This is a genomic window from Microcoleus sp. MON1_C1 (genome assembly GCF_036701945.1).
In the GTDB taxonomy this organism is placed as follows: Bacteria; Cyanobacteriota; Cyanobacteriia; order Cyanobacteriales; family Microcoleaceae; genus Microcoleus.
This window is the reverse complement of sequence record NZ_JAUBRO010000001.1, coordinates 1-24,778: the sequence shown is the minus strand read 5'-3', so window position 1 is coordinate 24,778 and position 24,778 is coordinate 1. Positions and strand designations below refer to the sequence as shown.

Genomic DNA, 24,778 nt, shown 5'->3' with positions numbered 1-24,778 from the left:
GTTACTGCAACCCCTTCGGCTATTAAATAATAAGCACAAACTGCACTCGCTGACAATCCAGGCAGAACAACCAAAAGCCACAGAACGATAATTTGACTTTTCACGGCTTTATTCCCAAAAAACCAGCCGTAAAAACCTTATGGCATTTTTCAATTAAGCGCAGAGGACGCAGAGAACACAGAGCAAAAGAGCAAAAAGATAGATATGAAAAAATTAATCTACAAAGAAACCCATTCTGAACTTGCAAACATTTCTCCTCTCTTCCCTTCTTTTCTTTTACTTCGCGCCCTTCGCGCCTTCGCGGTTCGTTAAAAAATCTCTTACCCCGCAGGTAGATACCAGAACTTACTTCCAAGAAACCTTCGGCAAAATCTGGTTTTTATCGACACGGTGCTGATATTTTGTAGCAAAATTCAGCAGAGAATCGAGCAGGGAATCAGAGAGATAGTGCGGTTGTAAACCGAGGTCTAGCAAATTGGTGTTTTTGGCATTGAAATAATGTTCTTCTTTCTCGACTCTGGGATTTTCGATGTTGTTGATTTCTACTTTTAATCCCATTGCCATGCCTGCTTTTTGCACCAAGGAGGCTAAGTCGCCGACGCTGAATTGTTCGGTGAATTGGTTGAAGACGCGGAATTGTCCGGCTTCGGCGGGGTTGGCGATCGCCAATTCCACGCACCGCACGGTATCCCGAATGTCTAAGAAGCTGCGGGTTTGTCCGCCGGTTCCGTAAACTGTCAGAGGATGACCGATCGCAGCTTGGATGCAAAATCTGTTCAACGCTGTCCCGAATACTCCGTCGTAGTCCAAACGGTTGATCAACAGTTCGTCCATGCCAGTTTCATCTGTGAGCACGCCGTAGACTACGCCCTGATTTAAGTCGGTGGCTCTTAAACCCCAGATTTTGCAAGCAAAATGGATGTTGTGGGAGTCGTGGACTTTTGACAGGTGGTAGAAACTGCCTGGTTGTTTGGGATAGGGTAGTGTATCCTTGCGGCCGTTGTGTTCGATCGTGATGTAGCCTTCTTCAATGTCAATATTCGGGGTGCCGTATTCGCCCATTGTCCCCAATTTCACTAGGTGACAGTCGGGGAAGTCTTCGCGGATGGCGTACAGCAGGTTGAGTGTCCCGACGACGTTATTGACTTGAGTGAGGACTGCGTGTTCGCGATCGATCATCGAGAAGGGGGCGGAACGCTGTTCGCCGAAATGGACGATCGCCTCTGGTGCAAATTTTCTCATGCTTTTGCTGAGAAAATCGTAGTTGGTGATGTCACCGACGAACAAGTCGATCGACTTGCCCGTTAAATCTTGCCATCGCTGGAGTCGTTGCTGAATCGGTGCGATGGGAGTGAGGGTGTCGCTGCACAGTTCCAGATCCCAGTGCCGCCGCACGAAGCTGTCGAGGATGCCAACTTCGTAACCTTTGTTAGAAAGGTAGAGTGCGGTTGCCCAACCGCAATAGCCATCGCCACCAATAACCAGGACTTTCATAAATCAACGGTGAATCTTGCTTGCCAATACTGGGTTAATGTACCAGGTAATGGTGCATTCTGAACCTTTAATCAAGCGTGTTCGCCCAGGAGGTACTCTGTTTTTTTAGATTAAACCGGAATTTCGTCGGCGAAACTGGCCCGGCGGGTGAATTCAAAGGGGCCGGCCTGGGCTCCCCAGACGTGGGCGTCGGTTTCTGGGTCGCGTCCGCGATCGTGGCTAATAAATTTGTCTTGGTCAATCTCGAATTCGCTGTCTAGGTAGGTTTTTTTGCCCTTTCTGACCACCATGCAGCCTTTTCCGGGTTCGACAGACCCTTTGAAGCTGTGCCCCGTCCACTGCGTAATAAAGGTGCAGCCGGGAAGCAGTGTCAGTTGTGCTTTTTTGATTTCTTGCAGCCGTTGCGGGTCGCGGGAAGCGCCGTAGAATTGTTCTTCGTTTTCTATGGCATAATTTTCGATCTCGATGCGATCGTCCACCGGGACTAATTTCAAAACTCGGACTCGGTACGGTACATTCAGTTCAATATCGTAAGCTTGTTCTAGGTACAAGCTGATCCCATCCAGAAGTTCGACGGGCAAAGGCCTCATGCAGACGCGGATGTGGGCGAAGAATGGCGGGTTTTCAAAGGCTTGGGCTTGGTTGCTGAAGTCGGCAGCCATCCAGCGGGCGAGGGTGACGATATCGGTGGAATGAGTCATTTCGATTTTAGATTTTAGATTTTAGATTTTGGATTGAGGGAGTAGAAATTATTTTAGGGGAAATTCAGGTGCGATCGCACTTTAGATCGCTGACTTCTTAAATAAGTCGGGAATCTGGGTATTCTGTTTTTTCCAGGTAGCCTTACTTATCAGGAAATCATGAAACTATAAGCAGTCGAATCTAGCACTATCGAAGCTGTAGGTTATGACGAAACCACGTCAACCTTGAGGTTATTTTCAATAGTGGCAAAACCTATCGATACTTTGAAGTTCCCAAGACTGTCTGCTTGGAACTAATGGAATCTGATTCCAAACGTAGTTATATGCTATCTGACGTTATTGATTGTTTTCCCTCTGAACAAGTAAAGAAACGGCGACGATAAGTAAGGCATTAATCTAGGCTTGGGATACTTCTCATTTTTAATGCGAATAAACCTCACATTTAGCGTTCCTCTCAATATATTGCTGATTAGATACCTCTAATTAATTATTTTACTCATCTTCTAGAGCATTGGGGAATCGAGCGATTTTATATTTTATATTTTATCATTCACCAAATTACTTAGGGTCAACTATTAAATTAGCTGTAGCATCAAGTTCTATGAAACAAAGTATTTGCGCCGTCAATCTACAGATAAACCTAGAGATTTTTGGCGCAAATACTTTGTCAAACTGATACTTTTGCCAGAGATTAAATACTCTGGTTCAGACATCTAAATTAGCAAATTAGATGAGTTTGACAGCCCGCAGACCAAACATCAGCACTGTCGCCAAGCCGATCATGCCGCCAAAAATCCCAAAATAAGTTATTGCTCCGCTAAGAGTCATTGCAATTTCTCCAAAACAATCAATAAAAAGACCTATAAGAACTATAATCTAAAATCTAATATCTAAATTAGATAAATATGCAATCCATAATTAAAGTTGACTTGGGGCCACAATCTTACAATGTTTGCGTGCGATCGGGCGGCTTAGACGAACTCGGCAGTCTGATGGGCGATCTAAGTTTGGGCAAAAAAGTTCTGCTGGTGTCGAATCAGTCGATTTTTCGGCAGTACGGCGAAAGAGCAACAGCAGCCCTCGAATCGGCCGGTCTGGAAGTCAGTAGCTGCATTTTACCACCGGGAGAACAGTACAAAACTTTAAATTCAGTGCAGAAAATTTACGGTGCGGCTTTGGCAAACCGTTTAGAACGTTCCTCGACAATGGTGGCTTTGGGCGGCGGGGTTGTGGGCGATATGACGGGTTTTGCTGCGGCGACTTGGCTGCGGGGAATTAATGTGGTGCAGGTTCCGACTTCGCTGCTGGCGATGGTTGATGCTTCTATAGGGGGCAAAACGGGGGTAAATCATCCTTTAGGGAAGAATTTAATCGGGGCTTTTCACCAGCCACGTTTGGTGTTAATTGACCCGGATGTACTCAAAACTCTGCCGGCGAGGGAGTTTCGTTCGGCGATGGCGGAAGTGATTAAGTACGGGGTGATTTGGGATGTTGAATTGTTTGAAAAGTTGGAGAATTGCAAGCGTTTGGATCAAATGCGCTATGTGAAGGCGGATTTGTTGGCAGAAATTTTGAGCAGGTCTTGCCAAGCTAAGGCTGAGGTGGTAAGCAAAGACGAGAAGGAATCGGGTTTGCGGGCGATTTTGAATTACGGACACACCATCGGTCATGCTGTGGAAAGTTTGACCAATTACAAGGTGATCAATCACGGGGAAGGAGTGGCAATCGGCATGGCTGCGTCAAGCCGATTGGCTGTGGAGTTGGGAATGTGGGATGCTGAGTGCGATCGCCGCCAGTCTGCTTTGATTGAAAAAGCGGGTTTACCTGCCAAATTGCCTGCTGGTGTGGATGTTGAGGAAATTTTGCATACTTTGCAACTCGATAAAAAGGTGCAGGATGGCAAGGTGCGGTTTGTGCTGCCGGTGCGCTTGGGTGAGGCCGCTGTGAGCGATCGGGTGGATGGGGATTTGATTTTACAAGTTTTGAAGGAAATGCTTTAGATTCCCGTTTTTGGGGTTGTTTAACCGCCGCTGAACGCTGATTAACGCCGATCGCCAAAGATGTTTTTTCTTTCAATGTGCGATCGGCGGTTGAGTTTAGGAACCGCTCGACCGCGAATTAATTTCGTCCAAAATTTTATCTACTCTGTTAGCGGCTTGAGTTCTGCCTTGCTTGATAAATAACTCCTTAGCTTTTGTGAGGCTGGCTACGGCCTCGGCTTGGTTTTCCTGGCCTCCTTGCTGGTACAAACCGACTCCTAAATTGTTTAAAGCATCGGGATATTGATCGTTAATTTTAACGGCTTGTCTCCACTGAACAATTGCCTCTGGCAACTGCCCCTGACTTGCCATTGCCACGCCTAAATCGTTGTGAGCTTTGGCGTGCTGTGGGTTGACTTCAATTGCTTTTTGGAATTGAACGATCGCATCGCTCATTTTACCTTGCCCCGACAGCATAGTTCCCAACTTGTAATAAGCATCCGCTTGTTTGGGATAGCGAGCGATTAGTTGCCGGTACAAAGCTTCGGCATTGACAAGATTCCCTTGACCGTAAAGGTCGTTAGCAGTTCTCAAGCCCACCGTGTAGCCTTTACCTACAACTTGGCACTTTTTCTCAGCGTTGCCTTCCTGCTTGCAAATCCTGAGTTCGTCTCCCTTCATTTCGTAGGACATTACTTCCCGAACAGCAGGGCCTCGGCGCGGTGGCTGCGAGTTTTGCGAAAGTTGCAGGGCGATTGGCTCAGCTTGTGCCGGTTGGGCCGCTGCGGCATTCCAGATTCCTGCACCTACCAAAATGCTTGGGGCAATCCACCTCAAAGGTTTGAACAAGCGAAACTCTCGATCGTTTTTCATGTCTTTTGTGGAAACGTGTTGTTGATATCCTGGGTTTCACTAGCGCCGTAAGAGTCGGAGCAGATCAGGGCCCACCCGATGAAATAGTTAGTTATTAACAGTCGAGATATTTTAGCACTGTGTGACCGAGTTTGAGTTAAATTAGAGTAGAATTCCGATCGATTCTCAGTCAACCTTAGCAGGAAAATAGAAATGGGGCAGTCTATTCTTACCATGCTCTTTGCGCTCGTCCTCGGCTACGCTGTTAACTCAAGCGTCAAAATAGTCAGTGGTGGCGACGAAGCTTTAGTGGAACGTTTGGGTCAATACAAGCGCACCCTCAAGCCAGGATTCCACTTTATCAGTCCCCTGGTCGAAAAAGTCGTCTGCGTGGACACAAGCCGTGAAAGAGTTTTAGACATTAAACCTCAGTCAGCAATCACGGGAGATAATGTGGCTCTCGAAGTCGATGCCGTTGTGTATTGGCGGGTGGTGAATTTACAGAAAGCTTATTATGGAATCGATCAAATTGAAAATGCGATCGCCAACTTAGTTTTAACGACGTTTCGCGCTGAAATTGGTCGATTGCCAATGCAAGACATCTTGGCTTCCCGAGATGACATGAATAAAAAGTTACTCAAGAAGTTGGACGAAGCTACTGAAACGTGGGGCGTCAAAGTAATTCGGGTGGAAATTCAAAGCATTACACCTCCTAAAAGGGTGCAAGAAGCTATGGAATTGGAGCGCGCTACCAAGAGCGAGTGGCAAGCAATGGTCAATAAGGCGATCGGCACTAAGGAGTACATGAGGCTCTTAGTTGAAGCTTTAGACTCCCATCCGAATAGCACGCAAGTTTTGAATTACTTAGTAACCGAAAAATACTTAGAGGCTCAACAAAAATTGGGCGAAAGCGACAATGCCAAAATTCTGTTTATGGACCCGAGAAATATGTCAGAGGCCCTCAACAATTTGATGGAGTCTATCCCTGATGTCCCTTCGGAAGCTGGCGGCGGCGGGGAAATGAAACTTATGGATACTCCAACTTCTCAAGACTGATATCGGAAGATGGCGTCGGCTACCTGAGAGACATCGCGCATTTCTCTGACATCGTGAACGCGCAAGATATCTGCCGAATTTGCGATCGCACCTGTACAAGCCGCCGCTGTCCCCCACATTCTTTGTTTCGCTTCTGGCTGATTCAAAATGTGACCGATGAAGCTTTTTCGCGATACTCCGACTAAAATCGGACAGTTTAAAACACGGAATTTTCGCAGATATCGCAGGATTTCTAAGTTTTGACTGTAAGTCTTGGCAAAGCCAATACCAGGGTCGAGAATTATTTGAGATTTGTCAATCCCCGCAGCAACTGCCGCCGCAATTCGACTCTCTAAAAATTCCCCGATTTCCCCAATTAAATCCCGATAATCTGTGAGTTTTTGCATCGTCTGGGGAGTTCCCCGAATGTGCATTAAAATTATTGGCACTTTTAACTGAGCAACTGTTGACAGCATTTCTGAGTCAAAAGTGGCTCCCGAAATATCGTTAATTATATCAGCTCCCGCCTCAACCGCAGCTTTGGCAACCTGCGCTCTAGTAGTATCGACAGAAATAGGAACTGAGCCAAAAATCTCGGCTTTTTGTCGCAGTATGTGTACCAGAGGTATAACGCGATCGATCTCCTCGGAAGAGGATATTTCCACTGCACCAGGTCGAGTAGATTGACCGCCAATATCAATAATATCTACCCCCGATTTTACCATACTTTCCGCTTGCGCTAAAGCAGATTCTAGGGTGTTGAAATCACCGCCGTCGCTGAAACTGTCAGGGGTTACATTCAAAACGCCCATTAAATAAGTGCGTTTTCCCCACTCGAAAGATTTATTTCTAATTGTAATTTTTTTGAGGTTATTTGTCATATCAAATCCGTTGGCATAGGAATTATGTAGTGTGAGCGTCCCCCTCGCGATTTGGGTAGCGAGCTCTTAAGCTTGCACTGACATCATCCAAATTATTATTCCGATCAGTTAGAGCATGGGCAGCAGATGTGCCAGACGCACATTGACACCAAGTTCTTCGCCAGCACCAGAGCCAGAGCGAAGGGCAGAAAGCATACTCAGCCATTCGTAGCATCCCTGCCAAGGATAGACAACTGCTGCACCGCCCCGCACAACGCGCTCGCCATTACTACTCTTCCCACTAAGCCAAGGTGAGCCATCTGAGGGAGCGCCTTCATAGTTGTCGTGCCAAATGTCTGCACAGATGTCGCCGTGAAATCCCATGTTCACCAAGCCAAAGCGGTTGCTGGCGGCATCGTTGGCAGCTTTATTGTTGAAATTTTCTACTAAGTAAAGGTTTGACAAATCGTTCCCCCAGAAAAACAGTGTTGTACTTCCTGCACGGCAAGCATATTCCCACTGCGATTCTGAGGGAAGAACGTGTCCAGAGGCTTGTAACAAGGCTTCTACTTCCTCGATAGATAGATATGCTACCTCTGCATTAGGCATGGGCGGCCCGTTCAAATAATCTCTGTATAAGAAGTTGCTCTCGTCAACGGAAATCAACTCATTGGCTTCGCTCCAGCGCAAGGGAAAACGCGCCAAGAGAAAGGGAGCAAGGTGTACCGGATGAACAGGATGCCAAAAGTTACTGTTGATGAAGCTGTCATCAATAATATCTACTACATCTTGTTCATCGTCTTTTATTACTTGTCTGCCAAGCGCGACCAGTGCCTGCTTCTGGGTGTCATCAAATCCCATCATGAAGGTGCCACCAGGAATCAGGAGAAACACAATACCTGTTGCTTTTTCGCGTATAGAGAAGATACGGATGGGCTGCTCTGAAGTATATGTTTTCGCATCAGCCACTTCAAAGCCATTGAGTTGCCAAACAAGGGCATTGACAATCTCGTCTTGTCGAGCCTTGCTTGCCGTAGCCCATTGCGCTGCATTATGAAGCTCTTTCATGGCTGTTGGGTGAGGAGGAAGCACACTTTCTAACTAAATTAAAGGAAGTTGCAATCCCAAAAGGTGGTTAGTTGCCCCATCATCAACTGGTACAGAAAGATTTTCGGGTAACTGGTAGAGATTGTTATTTCTCAACATCAAAACTCCCGGTACAACCACCAATTAGCAATTACCAATTAGCAATTACCTATTACTGATAATTGACAATGCGCGAGAAACTCGCAGCTTCCAAACTCGCACCGCCTACCAGAACCCCGTCAATCTCCGGCATCGCCATAACTTCATCAATATTCTCCGGTTTAACAGAGCCGCCGTACTGAATTGGCACGTCAGGATTAGTCAATTTACTGCGAATCAAACCAATAACTCGGTTAGCTTCCTTTGTTTCGCAAGTATCGCCAGTGCCGATCGCCCAAATCGGCTCGTAAGCAATGACTAACTTATTTTGGTCAACACCAACCAAATCTTTTTCCAATTGAGAAAAAATGTGAGCTTCTGTTTCGCCTGCATCTCGCTGCTGCTTGGTTTCCCCAACGCACAGAATCGGAATTAAATCGTATTTCTGAGCAGCTTTCAGCCGCAAATTCACCGTTTCGTCAGTTTCCCCAAAATATTGGCGCCGCTCACTGTGGCCGATGATGACATAACGCACACCAAGTTCACTGAGCATTGGCCCGGAAATTTCCCCAGTAAAAGCTCCTGACTCTTGCCAGTGGACGTTCTGAGCACCGAGTCTGATCCGGCTGCCGTGCAAATTTTTCGAGAGGACAGCCAAGGAGGTAAAGGGAACGCAAAGCACGACTTCCCGTTCCTCTGGGGTTTCGGTCAGGCAGGACATGAATCCTTGAAGAAACTCTAGGGATTCAGCCCTAGTTTTGTACATTTTCCAGTTGCCAGCAATAACTATTTTCCGCACGGGTGACTCAGTAGCTCTGTGAACATCAAAATCAGGCAACTTATAGTTTAAAGCTTTAGCGTACATTTCGAGCCCTTATTGCCCAAACTCAATGCGAGCTTGCTCAACTAAGTCAACGGTGACGACTTCGGTTTCCGCTTCGCGGGCCAACTGCTCGATGCGGACGCGAGCTTGTCCCCGGACAAAATAGGGAATATTTTTCAGCTTCGCCTTGGCTTCTGGCGTCCATTTTAAATCGTCGGAAAATTCTGAATCGGGCATGGCGTATTGAGCGATCGACTACAAGCCTTCATGGCTCTGGCTTTGATGGAAAGCCTGGATGTATTAAATTTACCACGAATTGCGATCGGGTCACACCTTCTCACTCTGCCTTAATTTTGTTGCTTAAAATAGCCGAGGCTTCTTGTAAAAGCTGATTCTGCTCTTGTCGAATTGCCTCCAACCTTATCAAAATATTAGCAATTCGTTCCTGAGACTCCAAACTGTTTGATTCAACTCCCCTCAATTGTAAAGCTGAATTATTTTTGTCTTTGGGATTCTTTGAAACCAATGAGTTTACAACCACTCCACCCAGATTACTTACAGATTTAGAGCCGAGACTCAAAACCCCTTGCATCAATTTTAAAGGGATTTGCAGAATAAATAACCATCCTTTTGCAAAAAAGTTACCTAAAGCCTGTAAGAAACCCAAGATAATGAATATAAATAGTAGCAACATTGCTAAAGATATCAGCGGGTGACTCACCAACCAGAAGACTACAGGGTGCGAATCCATCCAATTTTTAAACATACCATCGATAGCACTTTGAAGGGCATTGGAAGTGGCATCGCTGATAATTCCTGCCTTTTGAAGGCTATCTTCTAATGAAGCCTTAGCCTTTTCTGTAGCTTGAGTTACACTCTCTAAAGCTTGGCTAGTGCTTGGATTCAGAGGATTGACGGCCGAGTTAGTAGTTTGATTAATAGTTTCTTTAGCAGTTGCCGCAGAGTGAGAAACAGCATCAACAGCTTTGTTGGTAGTTTCACTGACGCGACTAACGGCTTGATTCGCGAGTTCAGATAGAGAAATCCTCGCTTTTTCGGTTTTATCCGCTACAGTACCTAAAGCATTATTCGTAGCTTGATTAACAGTATTAACGGCAGAATTCGTAGTTTGAGTGAGAGCTTCTTTTGCCTGATTCGCAGATTCGGAGAGAGAAGATTTAGCTTCGGCGGTTGCTTGTAAAACCGAATTAACTGCTTTTCCGACTTTTTCTGTCAAAAATTCTTTCGTTTTTTGAAAGCTTTGAGAAACATCCGACAGTGCTACTCCCATAGTAAGTGACCTCCATCAACTTAACTTATTGTTTCCAAGTGATTATAGTATAGCTTCTGTTTTTGATAGCGGGACTTTAGCCAAAAAATGAGCGATAAATAGAGCTAATATATATAGGGTAAGGTTTTTAGGCTAGTCTCTTTCCTGATGGAATCTGATGAGAGAAACAGTTTGGACATCCATGCCCCCATGCTTTGAAAGATGGTGCCAACGCTTTGACGATGTGTTCCCCACTCAAGCCCAAAGACAGGAGTTTAGACACTATCTGGGGGGATTATTGGGAGAAAAAAGAGAAAAAACCTATCCCAGCTCGCGCAGAACGCTGTAGATGTTTCTTAACAAAGCTTACGCCATTTTGCAGTCAGAGCTTCCTAGTGCGAACAAACGTTCAACTAAGGGCGAAGCTATACGCGATCGTGTGACCATCAGATGTATTCCCCAAAAATAAAGCTGGCGATCGCTCAAAGATGAGGCAGGAATTTGATGTACCTGAAAAAGCCTGAATTAAGTTGAGAAATATAGCATATTATCCGATCGGCGATCGCGGGAGAATGGGCGATCGTTCGAGGGATAACTGGCGATCGTCCGTTAAAGCTCGATCGGCGTTGTAAAAACTGTTTAACTCCCCCAAAAATAATTACATACCTACACAAATTAGCGCGGCTTACCAGACTTTATATCTCCGAAAAAAAGCGAGAAATTTTAAGTAGACTGTGGCTGTTGGTTTAACAAACCCGACGCTGCCTAGGATGTTGTTGCGGAAGCTTAGCTGGTGTATTATTTCTGATATATTTGCCACAATTTCACTTTCCCTCCCAAGATCAAAATATGCTAGGCTAGAATGTTTCCACAGCTTAAGATACACCATGACGTATGTATCAATCATTAGAAGAGTCAGCCATTTCGACTAGCCCATCTACGGAACCGTCCTCTCTAATTCTCATAGTGGATGACGATGCCTTGATTCGTTTGCAACTTCGACTGTATTTACAGAAGGAAAAATACCGAGTGGTGGAAGCTAGTGATGGGTTGACAGGGCTAGCAGCTTATGAGGAAGTACATCCAGACCTGATCCTGCTAGATGCAGTGATGCCTACTATGGATGGTTTTGCTTGTTGTCAAAAATTATCTGAAGTGCCTGAGAGCGATCGCCCACCTATTTTGATGATTACTAGCTTGGAAGACAAAGAATCTGTCGATCGAGCGTTTGCAGCAGGAGCGGCTGACTATATCACTAAGCCGATTCACTGGGCTGTTCTGGGACAGAGAGTGCGGCGGTTGATTCAGCAATTCCACTTGCAACAGCAACAAACCCTAATTTACAAGCAGCTAGAGGCCGCCAATCGACAATTAAAATACCTAGCCTCAATAGACGGTTTGACTCAGATTGCCAATCGCCGTCAGTTTGACGAACAGCTAGAGCACGAGTGGCGACGCATGACGAGGCAGCAAACTCCTTTGTCACTAATTTTGTGTGATATCGATTTCTTCAAGCCTTACAACGATACTTATGGACACCAAGCAGGGGATGTATGTTTACAGCAAGTTGCCACAGCTCTCAATCGCAGTATTAATCGAGCTGGAGATTTAGTCGCACGTTATGGAGGTGAAGAATTTGTAGTGATTTTGCCCGACACAGAGCTTGAGGGAGCCGTACACATCGTTAAAAAAATGCAGGCTCGCATCCAAGATTTAGCAATAGTCCATAAGAGTTCTCCGAATCATTGCATTACGCTCAGCTTCGGTATTACCACTGTGATTCCCACCCAAGAGAGCCTGCCAGAAACTTTAATTACTGCTGCCGATGCAGCACTTTATCAAGCCAAAGACCAAGGTCGTAATACTTTTTGTACCAACACTCATACAGTTAATGAGTTTACTCATTAAATCATAAGAGTATAAACTATGCCTCTCGTAATTGGGAATAATTTTTTTTTTAAAGTTGAGCGAAATATCAAGTCCTGCATGAGTAAGCCTTGCTTTTAGTATTAAAGCTTAAATAATCGGTGGTGCGATCTTCATGGAAACTGTCAGGTAAATAACAGATCGGCTCTATAGCGCTTTTTTTATCGGAATCAGGTCATATTCAGCAACTAGCGATTATAAAAGTTTATGGGAGAGTCTACCTCAGTGCGGGATAAAAGATGGTTTGGTGCGATCGCCCTTCTCACTGGTGCGGGTTTTCTGGGCAACTATTTCAGTTTCTCTCTTTTATTTGGGGTTGATTTCCTCTTTGGCAGTATTGCAATACTGATTATTACTTACTACTTTGGCTGGGGCTGGGGAGCCTTGGCCAGTCTAATAGCAGGCAGCTATACTTATGTTCTTTGGAATCATCCATACGCCACAATTATTTTGGTAATTGAGGCTCTGTTTGTAGGGTTTCGTTGCAAGAAGCGCAAAGATCCGAACCTCCTTTTAGTTGATGGGATTTACTGGTTCTTAATTGGGATGCCTCTCGTTTGGCTTTTCTACGGTCAAATGCTGCACATGGAAGCGGCTCAAGTCCTGCTAGTTATGTGCAAACAAGCAGTTAACGGCATTTTTAATGCCTTAGTTGCCAGCTTTATCATTGTTTATGCACCCGTTGATAAACAGGTTGATCGTTCAAAGAATATCCATGCCCTCTCATTAAAACAAACTATTTTTCATCTGTTGGTTGCTTTTGTCTTTATTCCAGGACTGCTCCTATTAGTTATTGATGGTAGATACTGGCTCGCTCAAATTCAGACGACCGTGCAAACTGAGTTACAAACAAACGGAACAAATCTCAGTAGCGGTGTATCTAGATGGTATCAGCAACATCTCTTAGCCTTGAATACATTAGCTGAAAAAGCGCTCATCCCTGAAACCGCCACTGCTGCTAATCAAGCGATTCAATCATCCGATCGACTGCAACAAGACATTAGCCTGATCGAGCAGTGGTTTCCAGATTTCGAGAACATTTATGTGGCTGATTCATCTGGAACAGTTTTAGCAGCCTCTTCTCCTTTAAATCAAACCCGTCGGCGGTTGATTGAACAAAGCACCCAACATAAATCTCTAATTACCCTGGCTCAACAGGGGTTGAAACCTTGGATGACTCCTATCCACAACGATTTATTAATTGACGAACCTCATGTAGCATTGAATGTTCCCCTGCAAGTTCAAGGTCATTTCCTTGGGCTGATCCACGGTTCATTAGCATTGAGCCAGATCCAATCTCTATACATTTTCCAGAAAAACAATCAGCAACTACGCATTACATTGCTAGATCCAAACAACCGACTGATTGCCAGTAATCAATCCGACCAAAAGCTTTTGAACTCTGTTCAGGAGTCAAAAGATGGCAGCACTCGCACCTTAGAGGGAACCTTGCAGCAGTGGGTTCCTAGCAAGGGCAACTATCCAATGATCCGTTGGAAAAACTCTCTATATATACAGGAATTTACGATTAACCCTGCTGAGCTGAACTGGAGATTACGCTTAGAAATTCCAGCAGAGTCCTATGTAGAAAATTTACAAAGTCGCTACAGGATAGATCTGATTATTCTTCTGGTCATCACAATGTTGGCATTTTTGTTGGCAACGGTGGTTAGCGAACGACTGGTCAAGCCATTATCCTTTTTAGCTCTGGCGACTACTGACTTACCCAACCAGCTTTCAGAAAAAACATTTGAATGGAAACATAGTTTTGTTACTGAAATCAATGAGCTTGCTAGCAATTTTCAATTGATGGCGATCGCGCTAAATCAAAAATTTAGGGAGCTTAAACACGTCAACGCTACATTAGAACAGCGGGTTCAAGAACGAACGCAAAGATTATCCAAAATCAATCGATCTCTGAAAGCTGAAATTAAGAGACGTAAACAAGCCGAAGCTGAACTAATAACAAGAGAGGCGGCAATACGAGCTTTATATCAAGTCACTGCTAGCCAAAATCTCAACTTTGAGCAGCGCATCCAAGCGTTGATTGACATGGGATGTCAGACCTTTCGGCTTGAAAGTGGTATCTTGGCTCGTGTGCAAAATAACCGTTATGAGGTGATGGTGGCACGATCGCCCGATGGAGTCCTGAAACCAGGTGATGTCTTTGATGTTAACCAAACTTTGTGCTGTGAAGCTTTAGACACAAATGAACCCCTAACCATCCAACATACAGAGACCTCAAAATGGCGTTACCATCCTGCCTATCTTGCCCTTGGCATAGAAGCTTATATTGGAACACGAGTGTTAGTTGCAGGCAAAGTCTACAGTACCCTCAGCTTTTCTAGTAAATCTCCCCGTGCAGACAGCTTTAAATCTGCCCATGTGGAATTACTGAAGCTGATGGCTCAATGGATTGGTAGTGAAATTGAACGGCATGAGGCAGAAGTCGCTCTGCAAGCGAGTGAAGAGCGGTGGGAACTCGCCCTACGCGGTAGTAATGATGGGGTATGGGATTGGAACGTCAACACCAATGAAGTATTCTTCTCGGCTCGCTGGAAAGAAATGTTGGGCTACGAGGACCATGAAATTCCCCATCACCTGGACGAATGGAGCAAGCGAGTGCATCCCGATGATCTCAATTGGGTGACGCAAGTAATTCAAGATCACTTTGAGGGCAAAACTCCCTTTTATAGTACAGAATTTCAAATGCGTTGTAAGGATGGGAGCTACAAGTGGATTTTGACTCGAGGGCAAGCGCTTTCGGATGAAGCGGGCAGAGTTGTCCGTATGACTGGTTCTCACAGCGATATTACCGAGCGCAAAAACTTAGAGCAGGAAATTCAAGCCAGAGAGCAATTATTGAATGCTTTCTTTAAAGGAGCTTCCCTGGCAGGAGTGGGGCTATGTATCCACGATCGGCAGTTTCGATTTTTACAAATCAATGAGGCACTAGCTGAAATTAATGGCCACTCTGTGGAGGCTCACTTAGGTAAGACAACTGATGAGATGTTGGGGGAATTTGCTCCTGGTATAAATGCACTGTTACAACAGGTTTTAACGACAGGACAACCTTCCATCAGCTTGGAAATGAGCTCAGAAGTATCCAGCCAAACGGGTGCCAAGCGCTACTGGCTCGTTTCTCACTTTCCCATTTTCAAAAATGCAGAGCAGCCTATAGCAGTGGGTTGCATTCTAATTGAAATTAGCGCTCGCAAGCGCGCCGAAGCGGAACTGCAACAAATGAGTGCAGCGCTAGAAAATGCCGTGGCAGGCATTTCTCGGCTCGACCCTCAAGGAGGCTATATCTTCGTTAACGAAACTTATGCAGCCATCTGCGGATATCAGCCAGAGGAAATGCTAGGGATGGAATGCCAAAAAACTGTTCATCCTGAAGATGTTGGAAGGATGGTGGCTGCTTATGAGCAAATGTTGAGAGACGGCAGAGTCGAAGTGGAAGCTAGGGGGATGCGAAAAAATGGCACGATCTTCTATAAACAAGTGGTGATGGTCTCTGCTTATGACGAGCAAAATGTGTTTGTGGGGCATCACTGCTTCATGAAGGATATTAGCGATCGCAAGCAGGCAGAAGAAGCACTACAGCGACAGTTGCAAAAAGCCCTACTGCTGAAGCAAATTACCCAAGAAATTCGTCAAAGCCTCAATGCTCAGCAGATATTTGAAACGGCTGCTATTCAGATTGGGCAAACTTTTGGGGTCAGTCGCTGCTTAATTCGCACATACTTGAACAATCCACAGCCTCAGTTTCCTGTCGTTGCAGAGTATCTAGCACCCGGATATGCCCCCAGCGGGGAGCATGACATTCTGGCGGCGAGTCCTGCTTATACAAAACAGTTGATGGCTGGGGATGAAGCGATCGCCTCCCCGGATGTCTATTGCGAATTATTGCTCACCTGTGCTCATTCTATTTGTACCAGTCTCAAATTGAGAGCGATATTAGCAGTGCGAACCTCTTACCAAGGAGAACCGAATGGTGCCATTTGTTTGCACCAGTGCGATCGCTACCGTCATTGGACCGCCGATCAAGTGGAGTTGCTAGAATCAGTCGCGGCTCAAGTAGGAATTGCCCTAGCTCAAGCCAAATTACTAGAGCAAGAAACTCGACAACGAGAAGAATTAACTCTGAAAAACTTTGCCCTGGAGCAAACTAGACGGGAAGCAGAAGCAGCGAGCCGAGCCAAAAGTGAGTTTCTGGCGATGATGAGCCATGAAATTCGCACTCCCATGAATGCGGTTATTGGTATGACGGGACTACTGCTCGATACAGAACTCAAGGCTCAACAGCGAGACTTTATCGAGACGATTCGCAATAGTGGGGATACCCTTCTGAGTATCATCAACGACATCCTCGACTTCTCCAAAATTGAGTCGGGCAAGCTGGAGCTAGAAATGTATCCCTTGAGCTTGAGAGATTGCATAGAAGGTGCGATCGACCAACTTGCAGTTAAAGCAGATGAGAAGGATATTGAGTTGGGCTACCTGATCCAGCCTCAGACTCCTAAGTTCATTTTGGGTGATGTCACCCGTCTGCGTCAGATTCTAGTTAACTTGCTCAACAATGGGATTAAGTTTACCGAAACAGGGGAAGTGACCATTTCGGTGCAAGCCTCTCTAGTTGATTCTGACAAAACGATTTCTGAGCCTGGGAACTTGTCAGAAAGCTTGTATGAAATTCAGTTTGCCATTCAAGACACAGGGATTGGCATTCCAGCCAACCGCCTCGATCGACTGTTCAAGTCTTTTAGTCAAGTAGATGCTTCGACGACTCGGCAGTATGGAGGGACTGGTTTAGGTCTGGCGATTAGTAAGCGACTTTGTGAAACGATGAACGGCATGATTTGGGTCGAGAGCCGAGGCCACGTCGGAGGAACCCCTTCCCCAAAATGGCAAGCCGCTCAGCCTCATCGAATCACAATGGGTTCTACCTTCTACTTCACGATTGTCGCACCCGCTGTTGCTACTGAGTTAGAGGAACCAATGGAAATAGTACCAGAACTATCTGGCAAGCGTTTATTAATCGTGGATGACCAGCCCACTAACCGACAAATTCTGACGCTGCAAGCCCAGAGTTGGGGGATGCAGAGTCTGGCTGCCCAATCGGCTGTGGAAGCGCTCAACTGGCTTGAGAGTGGAGAAACGTTTGATGTCGCTATTTTAGATATGCAAATGCCACAAATGGACGGCCTCACACTCGCCTCAGCCATCCACCAGCATCCTAAGTCCCACCGTTTACCTCTGGTGCTGCTGACTTCAATGGGCAAACCAGAAGCGACTTCTTCAGCGCTCTCCACCCACTTTGCGGCTTGTATAAGCAAACCCATCAAACAATCCCAGCTCTATGAAGTGCTGACTCAGGCACTACAAGCTCAACCGACAAAAGTTCAACAGCGGCCCCCTAGCTCTGTTGAGGATGATATTAAATTGGCTCAAAAACTCCCGCTGCGAATTCTGTTAGCAGAGGATCATCTGGTGAATCACAAGGTGGCACTGCTGCTGTTAGAGCGTTTGGGATACCGGGCTGATGTTGCTGCCAATGGATTAGAAGTCTTGGAAGCCCTGCACCGCCAGCCTTATGATGTAGTGCTGATGGATGTACAAATGCCAGAGATGGATGGACTAGAAGCCAGCCGTCGTATTGGTGAGGAGTGGCCTGCTCATGCTCGTCCCTGGATTATTGCAGTGACGGCGAATGCCATGCAGGGCGATCGCGAGCTTTGTCTGGATGCTGGCATGAATGACTATATCAGTAAACCGATTCGAGTAGAGGCTCTCATCCAAGCGCTGAGTCAGTGTCCACCCAACCAGGAACAGCAGCAGGCCCAAAAGCAGGAATCAGATAGCAACAAGCCAGAAATTGATGTGCCAGCGGTTAACCTTACAGAACTGCAAGCCTTCTGTAGCAGCATCGATGAAGATTCAACCCAGATTTTGAGCTTGCTGGCGACCTGCTACTTTGAGGAATCTCTCAAGTTGCTACAAGCTATGAAATTAGCGATCGCCCAAGCGGATACTCAAAGCCTAAACCGAGCCGCTCATACCCTCAAAGGCAGCAGTGCGAACCTAAGCGCGGCTCCTCTGGCCCAGCTTTGTGCCGCGCTAGAAGTTATGAGTACCTCGGGTGAACTCGATCGAGCCTCAACCCTTTTGGCTCAAATCGAGGTTGAGTACGATCGTGTCAAGAATACTCTCCAACAAGAACTAAAAAAGAGCGAAACTAATCTATGAAAGTCAATTCAATAGGCATCTTTTGGCATCAGGACTTAGGCAACTGTCACACGCGATGCCGCAAGGTGGCTATGCGATCGCATACGCACGATCAAGCCTGATTCCAAATCTGTTAGCATCGGAATTTTTCCTATTTCTCTTCTTTTCATCTGCGTCAATCAGCGTCAATCCCTTGTCATCTGCGGTTAATACATTCTCTTTTTTTAAGCGCAGATGAGGGCAGAATAACACAGATTAACGCAGATTAATTATATCAATTCTGGTGGCAGCGTCCGTGATTGTTGATTGTTGACTCTTGGCTGGATTTTACAATAATGACTAATGAGTAATGACTGCTGGCTGCTGTCGAAGCGGAATCTCGATCGCAAACTCAGTACCTTTCCCCAATTCCGAATTGCATTTTAAAACGCCACCGTGTTTTTCTACCACAATTTGGTAACTAATTGACAGTCCCAATCCTGTACCTTTCCCCACCGACTTAGTGGTGAAAAAAGGGTCAAATATGCGTTTTCTCATAGATTCCGAAATTCCCGTGCCGTTGTCAGAAATCCGAATCACCGCGCTAGGAATAGTGCCATTAAGTTGACCGACAGAAGTAGAGATTTTAATTTGAGGAGCCACCGATTGGTCAGCGAGCAACTTGTGCGAATCTAAAGCATCGATCGCATTCCCAATTACATTCATAAACACCTGATTCAACTGTCCAACATAACACTCAACCAAAGGCAAAGTGCCGTATTCTTTCACTAGCACAATGTTTGCACTGTCCCCATTAGATTTCAGCCTGTGCTGTAAAATTAACAGCGTGCTGTCAATCCCTTCGTGAATATCAACCGCCTTCATTTGACTTTCGTCAAGACGAGAGAAATTCCTTAAAGACAGAACTATTTGACGGATGCGATCTGCTCCCACCTTCATTGACGATAGCAATTTTGGCAAATCTTCTAGCAGAAACTCCACGTCAATATCTTCACTCAATTTGTCTATTTCAGGACTAGAATCGGGATATTGCTGCTGGTAAAGTTCCAGCAAACTCAGTAAGCTAGCAGTATATTCACTAGCGTGATTGAGATTGCCGTAAATAAAATTAACCGGATTGTTAATTTCGTGAGCAATCCCAGCTACCAGTTGCCCCAAACCAGACATTTTTTCAGTTTGAATCAATTGAGCTTGAGTGTGCTGCAAATCTTTTAAACTTTGAGCGATTTGTTCTGCTTGGCGTCTGGTTTGAGCTAGCAAATCGGCTTGTTGGATAGCTACGCCTAACTGATTGGCAATCTGAGCTAAAAAGTTAACTTCTGAACTTTCCCAACAGCGGGGCCCAGAATGTTGATAGGCTGTGAGCAAACCCCAAAGTTGTTGTCCTACAAAAATCGGCGCGATCGCATAAGCCTTCACTTGAAATTGCTCTAAAATACCGACAACACACTCCGAGTGGGAAGCTTGATATATATCGTCAACGGCTAGAGTTTCATTATTGGCATACCTGCCACCTCGGTTTTCCTGCAAATAAGTATCTTGCCAAACCGTACTGATACCTTCCCCGATCAATTTTATCCAGCCATCTTTCACAAACTCTGCCACATATTGGCCACCCCAATCAGGATTAAAGCGATAAACAGCAATTCTATCGACTTGCATAAACTGACAAACTTCTTGGGTTGCAGTCTTAAAAATTGCGTTAATATCGAGAGATTCTCGAATCTTTGCCACCACTTCAAACAGTATCCGCTGTTGCTCGGCTGCCGCCTGCAAATCGACCGTTTGCTGGCGCGTTTTAGCGAGCAAATCTGCTTGTTCTAATGCTACGCTCAACTGAGATCCTACTTGCGTAGCAAACTGGATTTCCGAAGTTTTCCAATTGCGCGAACTGTCGCACTGGTGCAGGCACAGCAAGCCCCAAAGCTCGCTGCCATTCATCAGCGGCATAATCACTTGAGATCTAACTTGAAATTGAGCTAAAATAGCAGCGTGGCAGTCTGAGAGTCCCGCACTTTCGATATCTGGCAACACTTGAATGTGTCCCTGGCTGTATTTATTTGCATAGTTCTCTCCAAAACACTGATCGCGAATTTTCACATCCATTGCTGAAGGAAAATCTGGCAAAACATCTTCGGTAATAAATTGGCCTTCATTAAAATTTGAGTCCGTATCGAAGCGATAAACGCCCACTCTATCGGCCTTTAAAATCCGGCGCAATTCTGTAGTTGTCGTGCTAAAAATTGTATTTAAATCTAGAGATTGTCGAATCTTAGCAACTACCTCAAACAGTATTCGCTCCTGCTCTGCTGCTCGCTGCAACTCAACTGCTTGCTGCTGAGTTTGAGCGAGTAAATCTGCTTGTTCTAAGGCGATGCTGAGCTGAGCGGAAATTTGGGTAGCAAACTTAATTTCGGAAGATTCCCAGTTGCGGGGAGCCGAACATTGGTGTACGCACAGCAACCCCCAAAGATCCTTGCCTTTCATAATCGGTGCAACTAAAGTAGCTTTGACCTGAAATTGCTGCAATACTTGCTCATAACAATCTTGCAGTCCGGCCTGTCTGATGTCGGACATTGCGTGAACTCGCCCCTGAGAGTAGAGATTGGCGTAGTTTTCTCCAAAGCAGCGATCGTGCACTTTGACTGCCATGGCTGACACAAAATCTGGCAAAACATCTTCGGCAACGAATTCGCCGTCGTTAAATTCCGACGCGGGATCGAAGCGGTAAACCGCAACTCGATCGGCATTTAAAGCCCGCCGCACTTCCTGGGACATCGTGCTAAAAATCTTGTTCAAGTCGAGGGATTGCCGCATTTTTGCCACCACTTCAAACAGCACTCGCTGCTGTTGGGTCAACTGCTGCAGTTGAGCGGTGCGCTTTTGAACTTGATTTTCTAAATTTGTGTTAAGTTCCTCTATTTGTTGATCGAGTTGGGAGTGGTTAATAGCATTAGAAAAGTGGCTGCCAAAAATTTGGAACAACTCAATTTCTTCAGCCTTCCATTCGCGAATTTGGGCATTTTTTGACTCTTTCCACGCTTCAAAAGATATCCGAGATTGGGCGAGCCGCCCGTCGCTATCAAACTGTCTGGCCCAGAGAGTTTCGGTGTCAAATTCTTCTCGAAAAATGGTCAAGTAACCGAATATTTGCTGGCGGGTTCTGAGCGGTACGATTAAAATGCTCCGAATTTTGGTCGATCGAAATGCAGGTTGCAGGCTTCTCAAATGGCTAATTTGGTACAAGTCGGGAATTGCCCAAACCTGTTGCTCGCCGGATTTAAAATATTCGTGCCAAACGCTGTATTGCTCCACCTGCGGGTATTTTGCCGAAATTCCCATCTTCGGCCCTGAGCCGCAAGTGTAGACTGTGAGTTCCCGATTCGAGTTATCCGAATCGGAAACTAGATTCGTAACCTTGGTGCTGTCGAAAATGAATGGTGTGGCGAAAATGCACAGCCTGCCGCCGGCGGCGTCTAGTGCTGCTACCGATTCTACCAAAGCTGTTTGGAGTTCAATCGCTGGCTGGGAGTTAAGGGCTGCGGCGACGCGGTTGACTGCAGCTTCCCGTTGAGCTTTCGCCCTCGCTTGGGCGAGGAGGGTTGATTGGGCTATGGCGACGCCGAGCTGATCTGCCACCATCTGAACGCCTTGCAGTTCGTGTTCTGCGACACTCCGGGACTCGGAGTGGTGAGATACCAACAACCCCCAGAATTCTTCGCCGTGAAAAATTGGTACTACCAAGCAAGCCTTGACGCCGAGTGCAGTCAAGTATTCAGCATGGCAGGGGTCAACCGCGCGAAAGCGCACTTCGTCGGGCAGCAGTTGACCGGAAACCGCGTCGCGGTGGGGACTGTGGCCTAGCAGCCCGGAATCTATATCGACGATCGATCGCACCTGTACTTGCGCGAACAGTTCGCGGGCGTGAGGGGGAATATCGTCGGCTGGAAAATGCAGTCCCAATAGGGAGGGCAAGCGGTTGCCGTTAATTGATTCGGCAATCACTTCACCGCTGCCGTCGCTATGAAACTTGTATATTTTTACTCTGTCTGTTCCCAAGAACGATTGAACTTCCGCTGCTGTTGCGCTCAGAATTTCTGGCAGTTCTAGAGAGTGGCGAATGCGGTTTGCGATGCGATCGAGTAAATTTGCTCGATCGAACATCACCTTGACATTTTCGATCTTTAATGAGTCCATTATTAATCTTTTGCTTTCCTAGCAATAACAGTAAGCCGCCCAAAAGTTTTGTGCCTGTTAAAAAATTCGGCAAGCACAGCCATTTAATAAAATATAAATATCCTGATGGCGATCGTCGATTAGTTTTTCACCTGTAGCGATCGGCCTTAAAATTGCAACTTTCCATTGTGTGGAATTAAAACTTTTGTACTTTAAATATAAACTTTGTAGAGCCTGCCTTGCAAGCTCTCTACCCCAACGGATTAAAATTGTCAAGTTTCAAGACTTGCAGAGTCATTCACAGCCACCGATGAAGGTCGCACCGAAATATTTCAGTCCTGGATGCAAAAGCTCGCTGAGGAAAGAGCTGACGGAAAGAAACACCATGGAATTCAAAAGGTTAACTCAGAAACCGGATTTCTACGTCTAGGATTTTATCTGCTGCTAGCGGGCTCGGAGAACAGTCGATCGACAATCCGCAGCTTTTTCCAGATATGGGTTCAAAAAAAAGCTCCTGCCGTTAAGCAGGAGCCTTTTTCAACTAGACCATCAAATCAGAAATAAATTCGATCGATTAGTCCAAATTAGGCATAGACAGCACTGGTTCATTTTCGCGATCGATACCCTTCTCAAAGCCAGCGACAGCCGCGCGAGCGCGACCAGCGTGCCACAAGTGGCCGACCAAGAAGAAGAAACCCATCACAAAGTGGAAACAGGACAGCCAAGAACGAGGAGAAGTGAAGTTAAACGAGTTAACTTCAGTCGCCACACCGCCCACAGAGTTCAAAGAACCCAGAGGAGCGTGAGTCATGTATTCAGCCGCGCGGCGAGCTTGCCAAGGCTGAATGTCATTCTTGATTTTGTTCAAGTCCAAACCGTTAGTACCGCGCAAGGGTTCCAACCAAGGGCCTTGGAAATCCCAGAAACGCATCGTTTCACCGCCGAAAATGATTTCGCCAGTAGGAGAGCGCATCAGGTATTTACCCAGACCGGTGGGGCCTTGTGCAGAACCGACGTTAGCACCCAAGCGTTGGTCGCGGATCAGGAAGGTCAAAGCTTGCGCTTGAGAAGCTTCCGGGCCCGTCGGGCCGTAGAATTCGCTGGGGTAAGCAGTGTTGTTGAACCAGACAAAGCAGCAAGCAATGAATCCCATCAGGGACAAAGCGCCCAAGCTGTAAGACAGGTAAGCTTCGCCAGACCAGATTAAGGCGCGGCGAGCCCAGCCGAAAGGCTTGGTCAAAATGTGCCAAACACCGCCAGCGATACAAATCAGGCCCACCCAGATGTGACCGCCGATGATATCTTCCATGTTGTTGACGCTGACAATCCAGCCTTCGCCACCAAAAGGAGAGCGAGTCAAGTAGCCAAAAATCACAGCCGGATTCAGAGTGGGGTTAGTAATGACCCGCACGTCGCCGCCGCCCGGAGCCCAAGTGTCATAGACACCGCCGAAGAACATGGCTTTAGCTACGAGCAGCAGAGCGCCGCATCCCAACAGAATCAGGTGGTAGCCAATGATATTGGTCATCTGGTTCTTGTCTTTCCAGTCGTAGCCGAAGAACGAAGAGTATTCTTCGAGAATTTCCGGGCCGCGAACGGCGTGATAAATGCCGCCCAAACCGAGAACAGCAGATGAAATCAAGTGAAGAACGCCGACTACGAAGAACGGGAAGATATCCGTAACTTCACCACCGGGGCCGACGCCCCAACCCAAAGTAGCGACGTGGGGCATCAAAATTAAGCCCTGTTCGTACATGGGCTTTTCTGGGATAAAGTGAGCGACTTCAAACAAAGTCATTGCTCCGGCCCAGAAAACGATCAAACCAGAGTGAGCGACGTGTGCGCCCAGCAGTTTGCCAGAGAGATTGATTAAACGAGCGTTGCCAGACCACCAAGCGAACCCGGAGGATTCTTGGTCGCGACCGCTTGCGTAGGAATTAGAGAGCGTTACCACGCGGTAGAACCTCCAACGATTTTAGATTTTGGATTTTGGGTTTTTTTGTTTCCCTAGTAGGGCACGGGAGTACCGCACCTGCCCCAGGGAATAGGGATGTGGATTTCATATTAGTTTAAAAAACTTAAATTAATCTGAAATCCAAATCCTGATTTTTTTAAAGTGCGTTACCGCGAGGCAGAACTTCTTCAGGGAAGATGTAGTTTTCATGAGGTTGGTCCGTAGGAGCCATCCAAGCACGAATGCCTTCGTTAAGCAGAATGTTCTTAGTGTAGAACGTTTCAAACTCAGGATCTTC

The 24,778-nt window shown here is 46.2% G+C and carries 16 protein-coding genes and 2 pseudogenes; 6 read left to right on the top strand and 12 right to left on the bottom strand.

Annotated features, from left to right (window positions below):
* Positions 1–345: 345 nt before the first annotated feature.
* Complete coding sequence (locus tag QUA62_RS00085) at positions 346–1,494, bottom strand: NAD-dependent epimerase/dehydratase family protein (RefSeq protein ID WP_015175194.1); 1,149 nt, start codon at positions 1,492–1,494, stop codon at positions 346–348.
* A gap of 110 nt (positions 1,495–1,604) precedes the next feature.
* Positions 1,605–2,195: a chromophore lyase CpcT/CpeT gene (locus QUA62_RS00080; protein WP_190663621.1), complete on the bottom strand. Its 591-nt coding sequence runs from the start codon at positions 2,193–2,195 to the stop codon at positions 1,605–1,607.
* A gap of 233 nt (positions 2,196–2,428) precedes the next feature.
* On the opposite strand from QUA62_RS00080, the gene QUA62_RS29280 reads away from it, so the two are divergent.
* Positions 2,429–2,578 carry a KTSC domain-containing protein gene (locus QUA62_RS29280; protein ID WP_445301625.1) on the top strand — a complete coding sequence of 50 codons (150 nt, stop codon included), beginning with the start codon at positions 2,429–2,431 and terminating at the stop codon, positions 2,576–2,578.
* A gap of 343 nt (positions 2,579–2,921) precedes the next feature.
* Here the strand turns inward: QUA62_RS29280 and petL are convergent, their stop codons facing one another.
* Complete coding sequence (gene petL, locus QUA62_RS00075) at positions 2,922–3,023, bottom strand: cytochrome b6-f complex subunit PetL (RefSeq protein WP_006633742.1); 102 nt, start codon at positions 3,021–3,023, stop codon at positions 2,922–2,924.
* A gap of 77 nt (positions 3,024–3,100) precedes the next feature.
* Here petL and aroB point away from each other — a divergent pair, with 77 nt between their 5' ends.
* On the top strand, positions 3,101–4,195 hold the full coding sequence (aroB, locus tag QUA62_RS00070) for a 3-dehydroquinate synthase (RefSeq protein ID WP_333401863.1): 1,095 nt from the start codon (positions 3,101–3,103) through the stop codon (positions 4,193–4,195).
* A 96-nt stretch (positions 4,196–4,291) separates the two neighbouring features.
* On the opposite strand, the gene QUA62_RS00065 is transcribed toward aroB, so the two are convergent.
* Positions 4,292–5,047 carry a tetratricopeptide repeat protein gene (locus tag QUA62_RS00065; protein WP_333401861.1) on the bottom strand — a complete coding sequence of 252 codons (756 nt, stop codon included), beginning with the start codon at positions 5,045–5,047 and terminating at the stop codon, positions 4,292–4,294.
* 192 nt (positions 5,048–5,239) lie between these two features.
* Between QUA62_RS00065 and QUA62_RS00060 the strand changes: the two genes are divergently transcribed.
* Complete coding sequence (locus tag QUA62_RS00060; RefSeq protein WP_333218116.1) at positions 5,240–6,082, top strand: stomatin-like protein; 843 nt, start codon at positions 5,240–5,242, stop codon at positions 6,080–6,082.
* Here the strand turns inward: QUA62_RS00060 and folP are convergent.
* From folP to QUA62_RS00035, 5 genes are all read right to left on the bottom strand, one after another.
* Positions 6,073–6,942: a dihydropteroate synthase gene (gene folP, locus QUA62_RS00055; protein WP_333401859.1), complete on the bottom strand. Its 870-nt coding sequence runs from the start codon at positions 6,940–6,942 to the stop codon at positions 6,073–6,075. The genes QUA62_RS00060 and folP overlap by 10 nt on opposite strands.
* A gap of 108 nt (positions 6,943–7,050) precedes the next feature.
* A complete protein-coding gene (locus QUA62_RS00050) occupies positions 7,051–7,989 on the bottom strand; it encodes a formylglycine-generating enzyme family protein (protein WP_333401857.1) in 939 nt (312 codons plus the stop codon).
* A 190-nt stretch (positions 7,990–8,179) separates the two neighbouring features.
* The gene (gene tpiA / locus QUA62_RS00045) at positions 8,180–8,905 is read right to left on the bottom strand and encodes a triose-phosphate isomerase (RefSeq protein ID WP_333217570.1); all 726 of its coding nucleotides are present in this window, start codon (positions 8,903–8,905) and stop codon (positions 8,180–8,182) included.
* A 75-nt stretch (positions 8,906–8,980) separates the two neighbouring features.
* Positions 8,981–9,166: a PCP reductase family protein gene (locus QUA62_RS00040; protein WP_006633749.1), complete on the bottom strand. Its 186-nt coding sequence runs from the start codon at positions 9,164–9,166 to the stop codon at positions 8,981–8,983.
* Positions 9,167–9,266: 100 nt separating this feature from the next.
* Positions 9,267–10,220, bottom strand: a complete 954-nt coding sequence (locus tag QUA62_RS00035) for a hypothetical protein (protein ID WP_333401855.1) — start codon at positions 10,218–10,220, stop codon at positions 9,267–9,269.
* Between the two features lie 157 nt (positions 10,221–10,377).
* Here QUA62_RS00035 and QUA62_RS00030 point away from each other — a divergent pair.
* The 3 genes and pseudogenes from QUA62_RS00030 to QUA62_RS00020 all read left to right on the top strand — a co-directional run.
* Positions 10,378–10,556: pseudogene (locus tag QUA62_RS00030) on the top strand (IS701 family transposase); the annotation flags it as partial.
* A 537-nt stretch (positions 10,557–11,093) separates the two neighbouring features.
* Entirely contained in the window at positions 11,094–12,107 is a 1,014-nt protein-coding gene (locus QUA62_RS00025; RefSeq protein ID WP_333401853.1) for a PleD family two-component system response regulator, read from the top strand.
* Positions 12,108–12,332: 225 nt separating this feature from the next.
* Positions 12,333–18,371, top strand: a complete 6,039-nt coding sequence (locus QUA62_RS00020) for a PAS domain S-box protein (RefSeq protein ID WP_333401851.1) — start codon at positions 12,333–12,335, stop codon at positions 18,369–18,371.
* A gap of 318 nt (positions 18,372–18,689) precedes the next feature.
* Here QUA62_RS00020 and QUA62_RS00015 read toward each other — a convergent pair whose 3' ends face one another.
* The 3 genes and pseudogenes from QUA62_RS00015 to QUA62_RS00005 form a co-directional block, all read right to left on the bottom strand.
* On the bottom strand, positions 18,690–22,547 hold the full coding sequence (locus QUA62_RS00015) for a GAF domain-containing protein (protein WP_333401849.1): 3,858 nt from the start codon (positions 22,545–22,547) through the stop codon (positions 18,690–18,692).
* Positions 22,548–23,100: 553 nt separating this feature from the next.
* Entirely contained in the window at positions 23,101–24,480 is a 1,380-nt protein-coding gene (psbC, locus tag QUA62_RS00010; protein ID WP_333401847.1) for a photosystem II reaction center protein CP43, read from the bottom strand.
* A 157-nt stretch (positions 24,481–24,637) separates the two neighbouring features.
* Positions 24,638–24,778: pseudogene (locus QUA62_RS00005) on the bottom strand (photosystem II D2 protein (photosystem q(a) protein)); the annotation flags it as partial.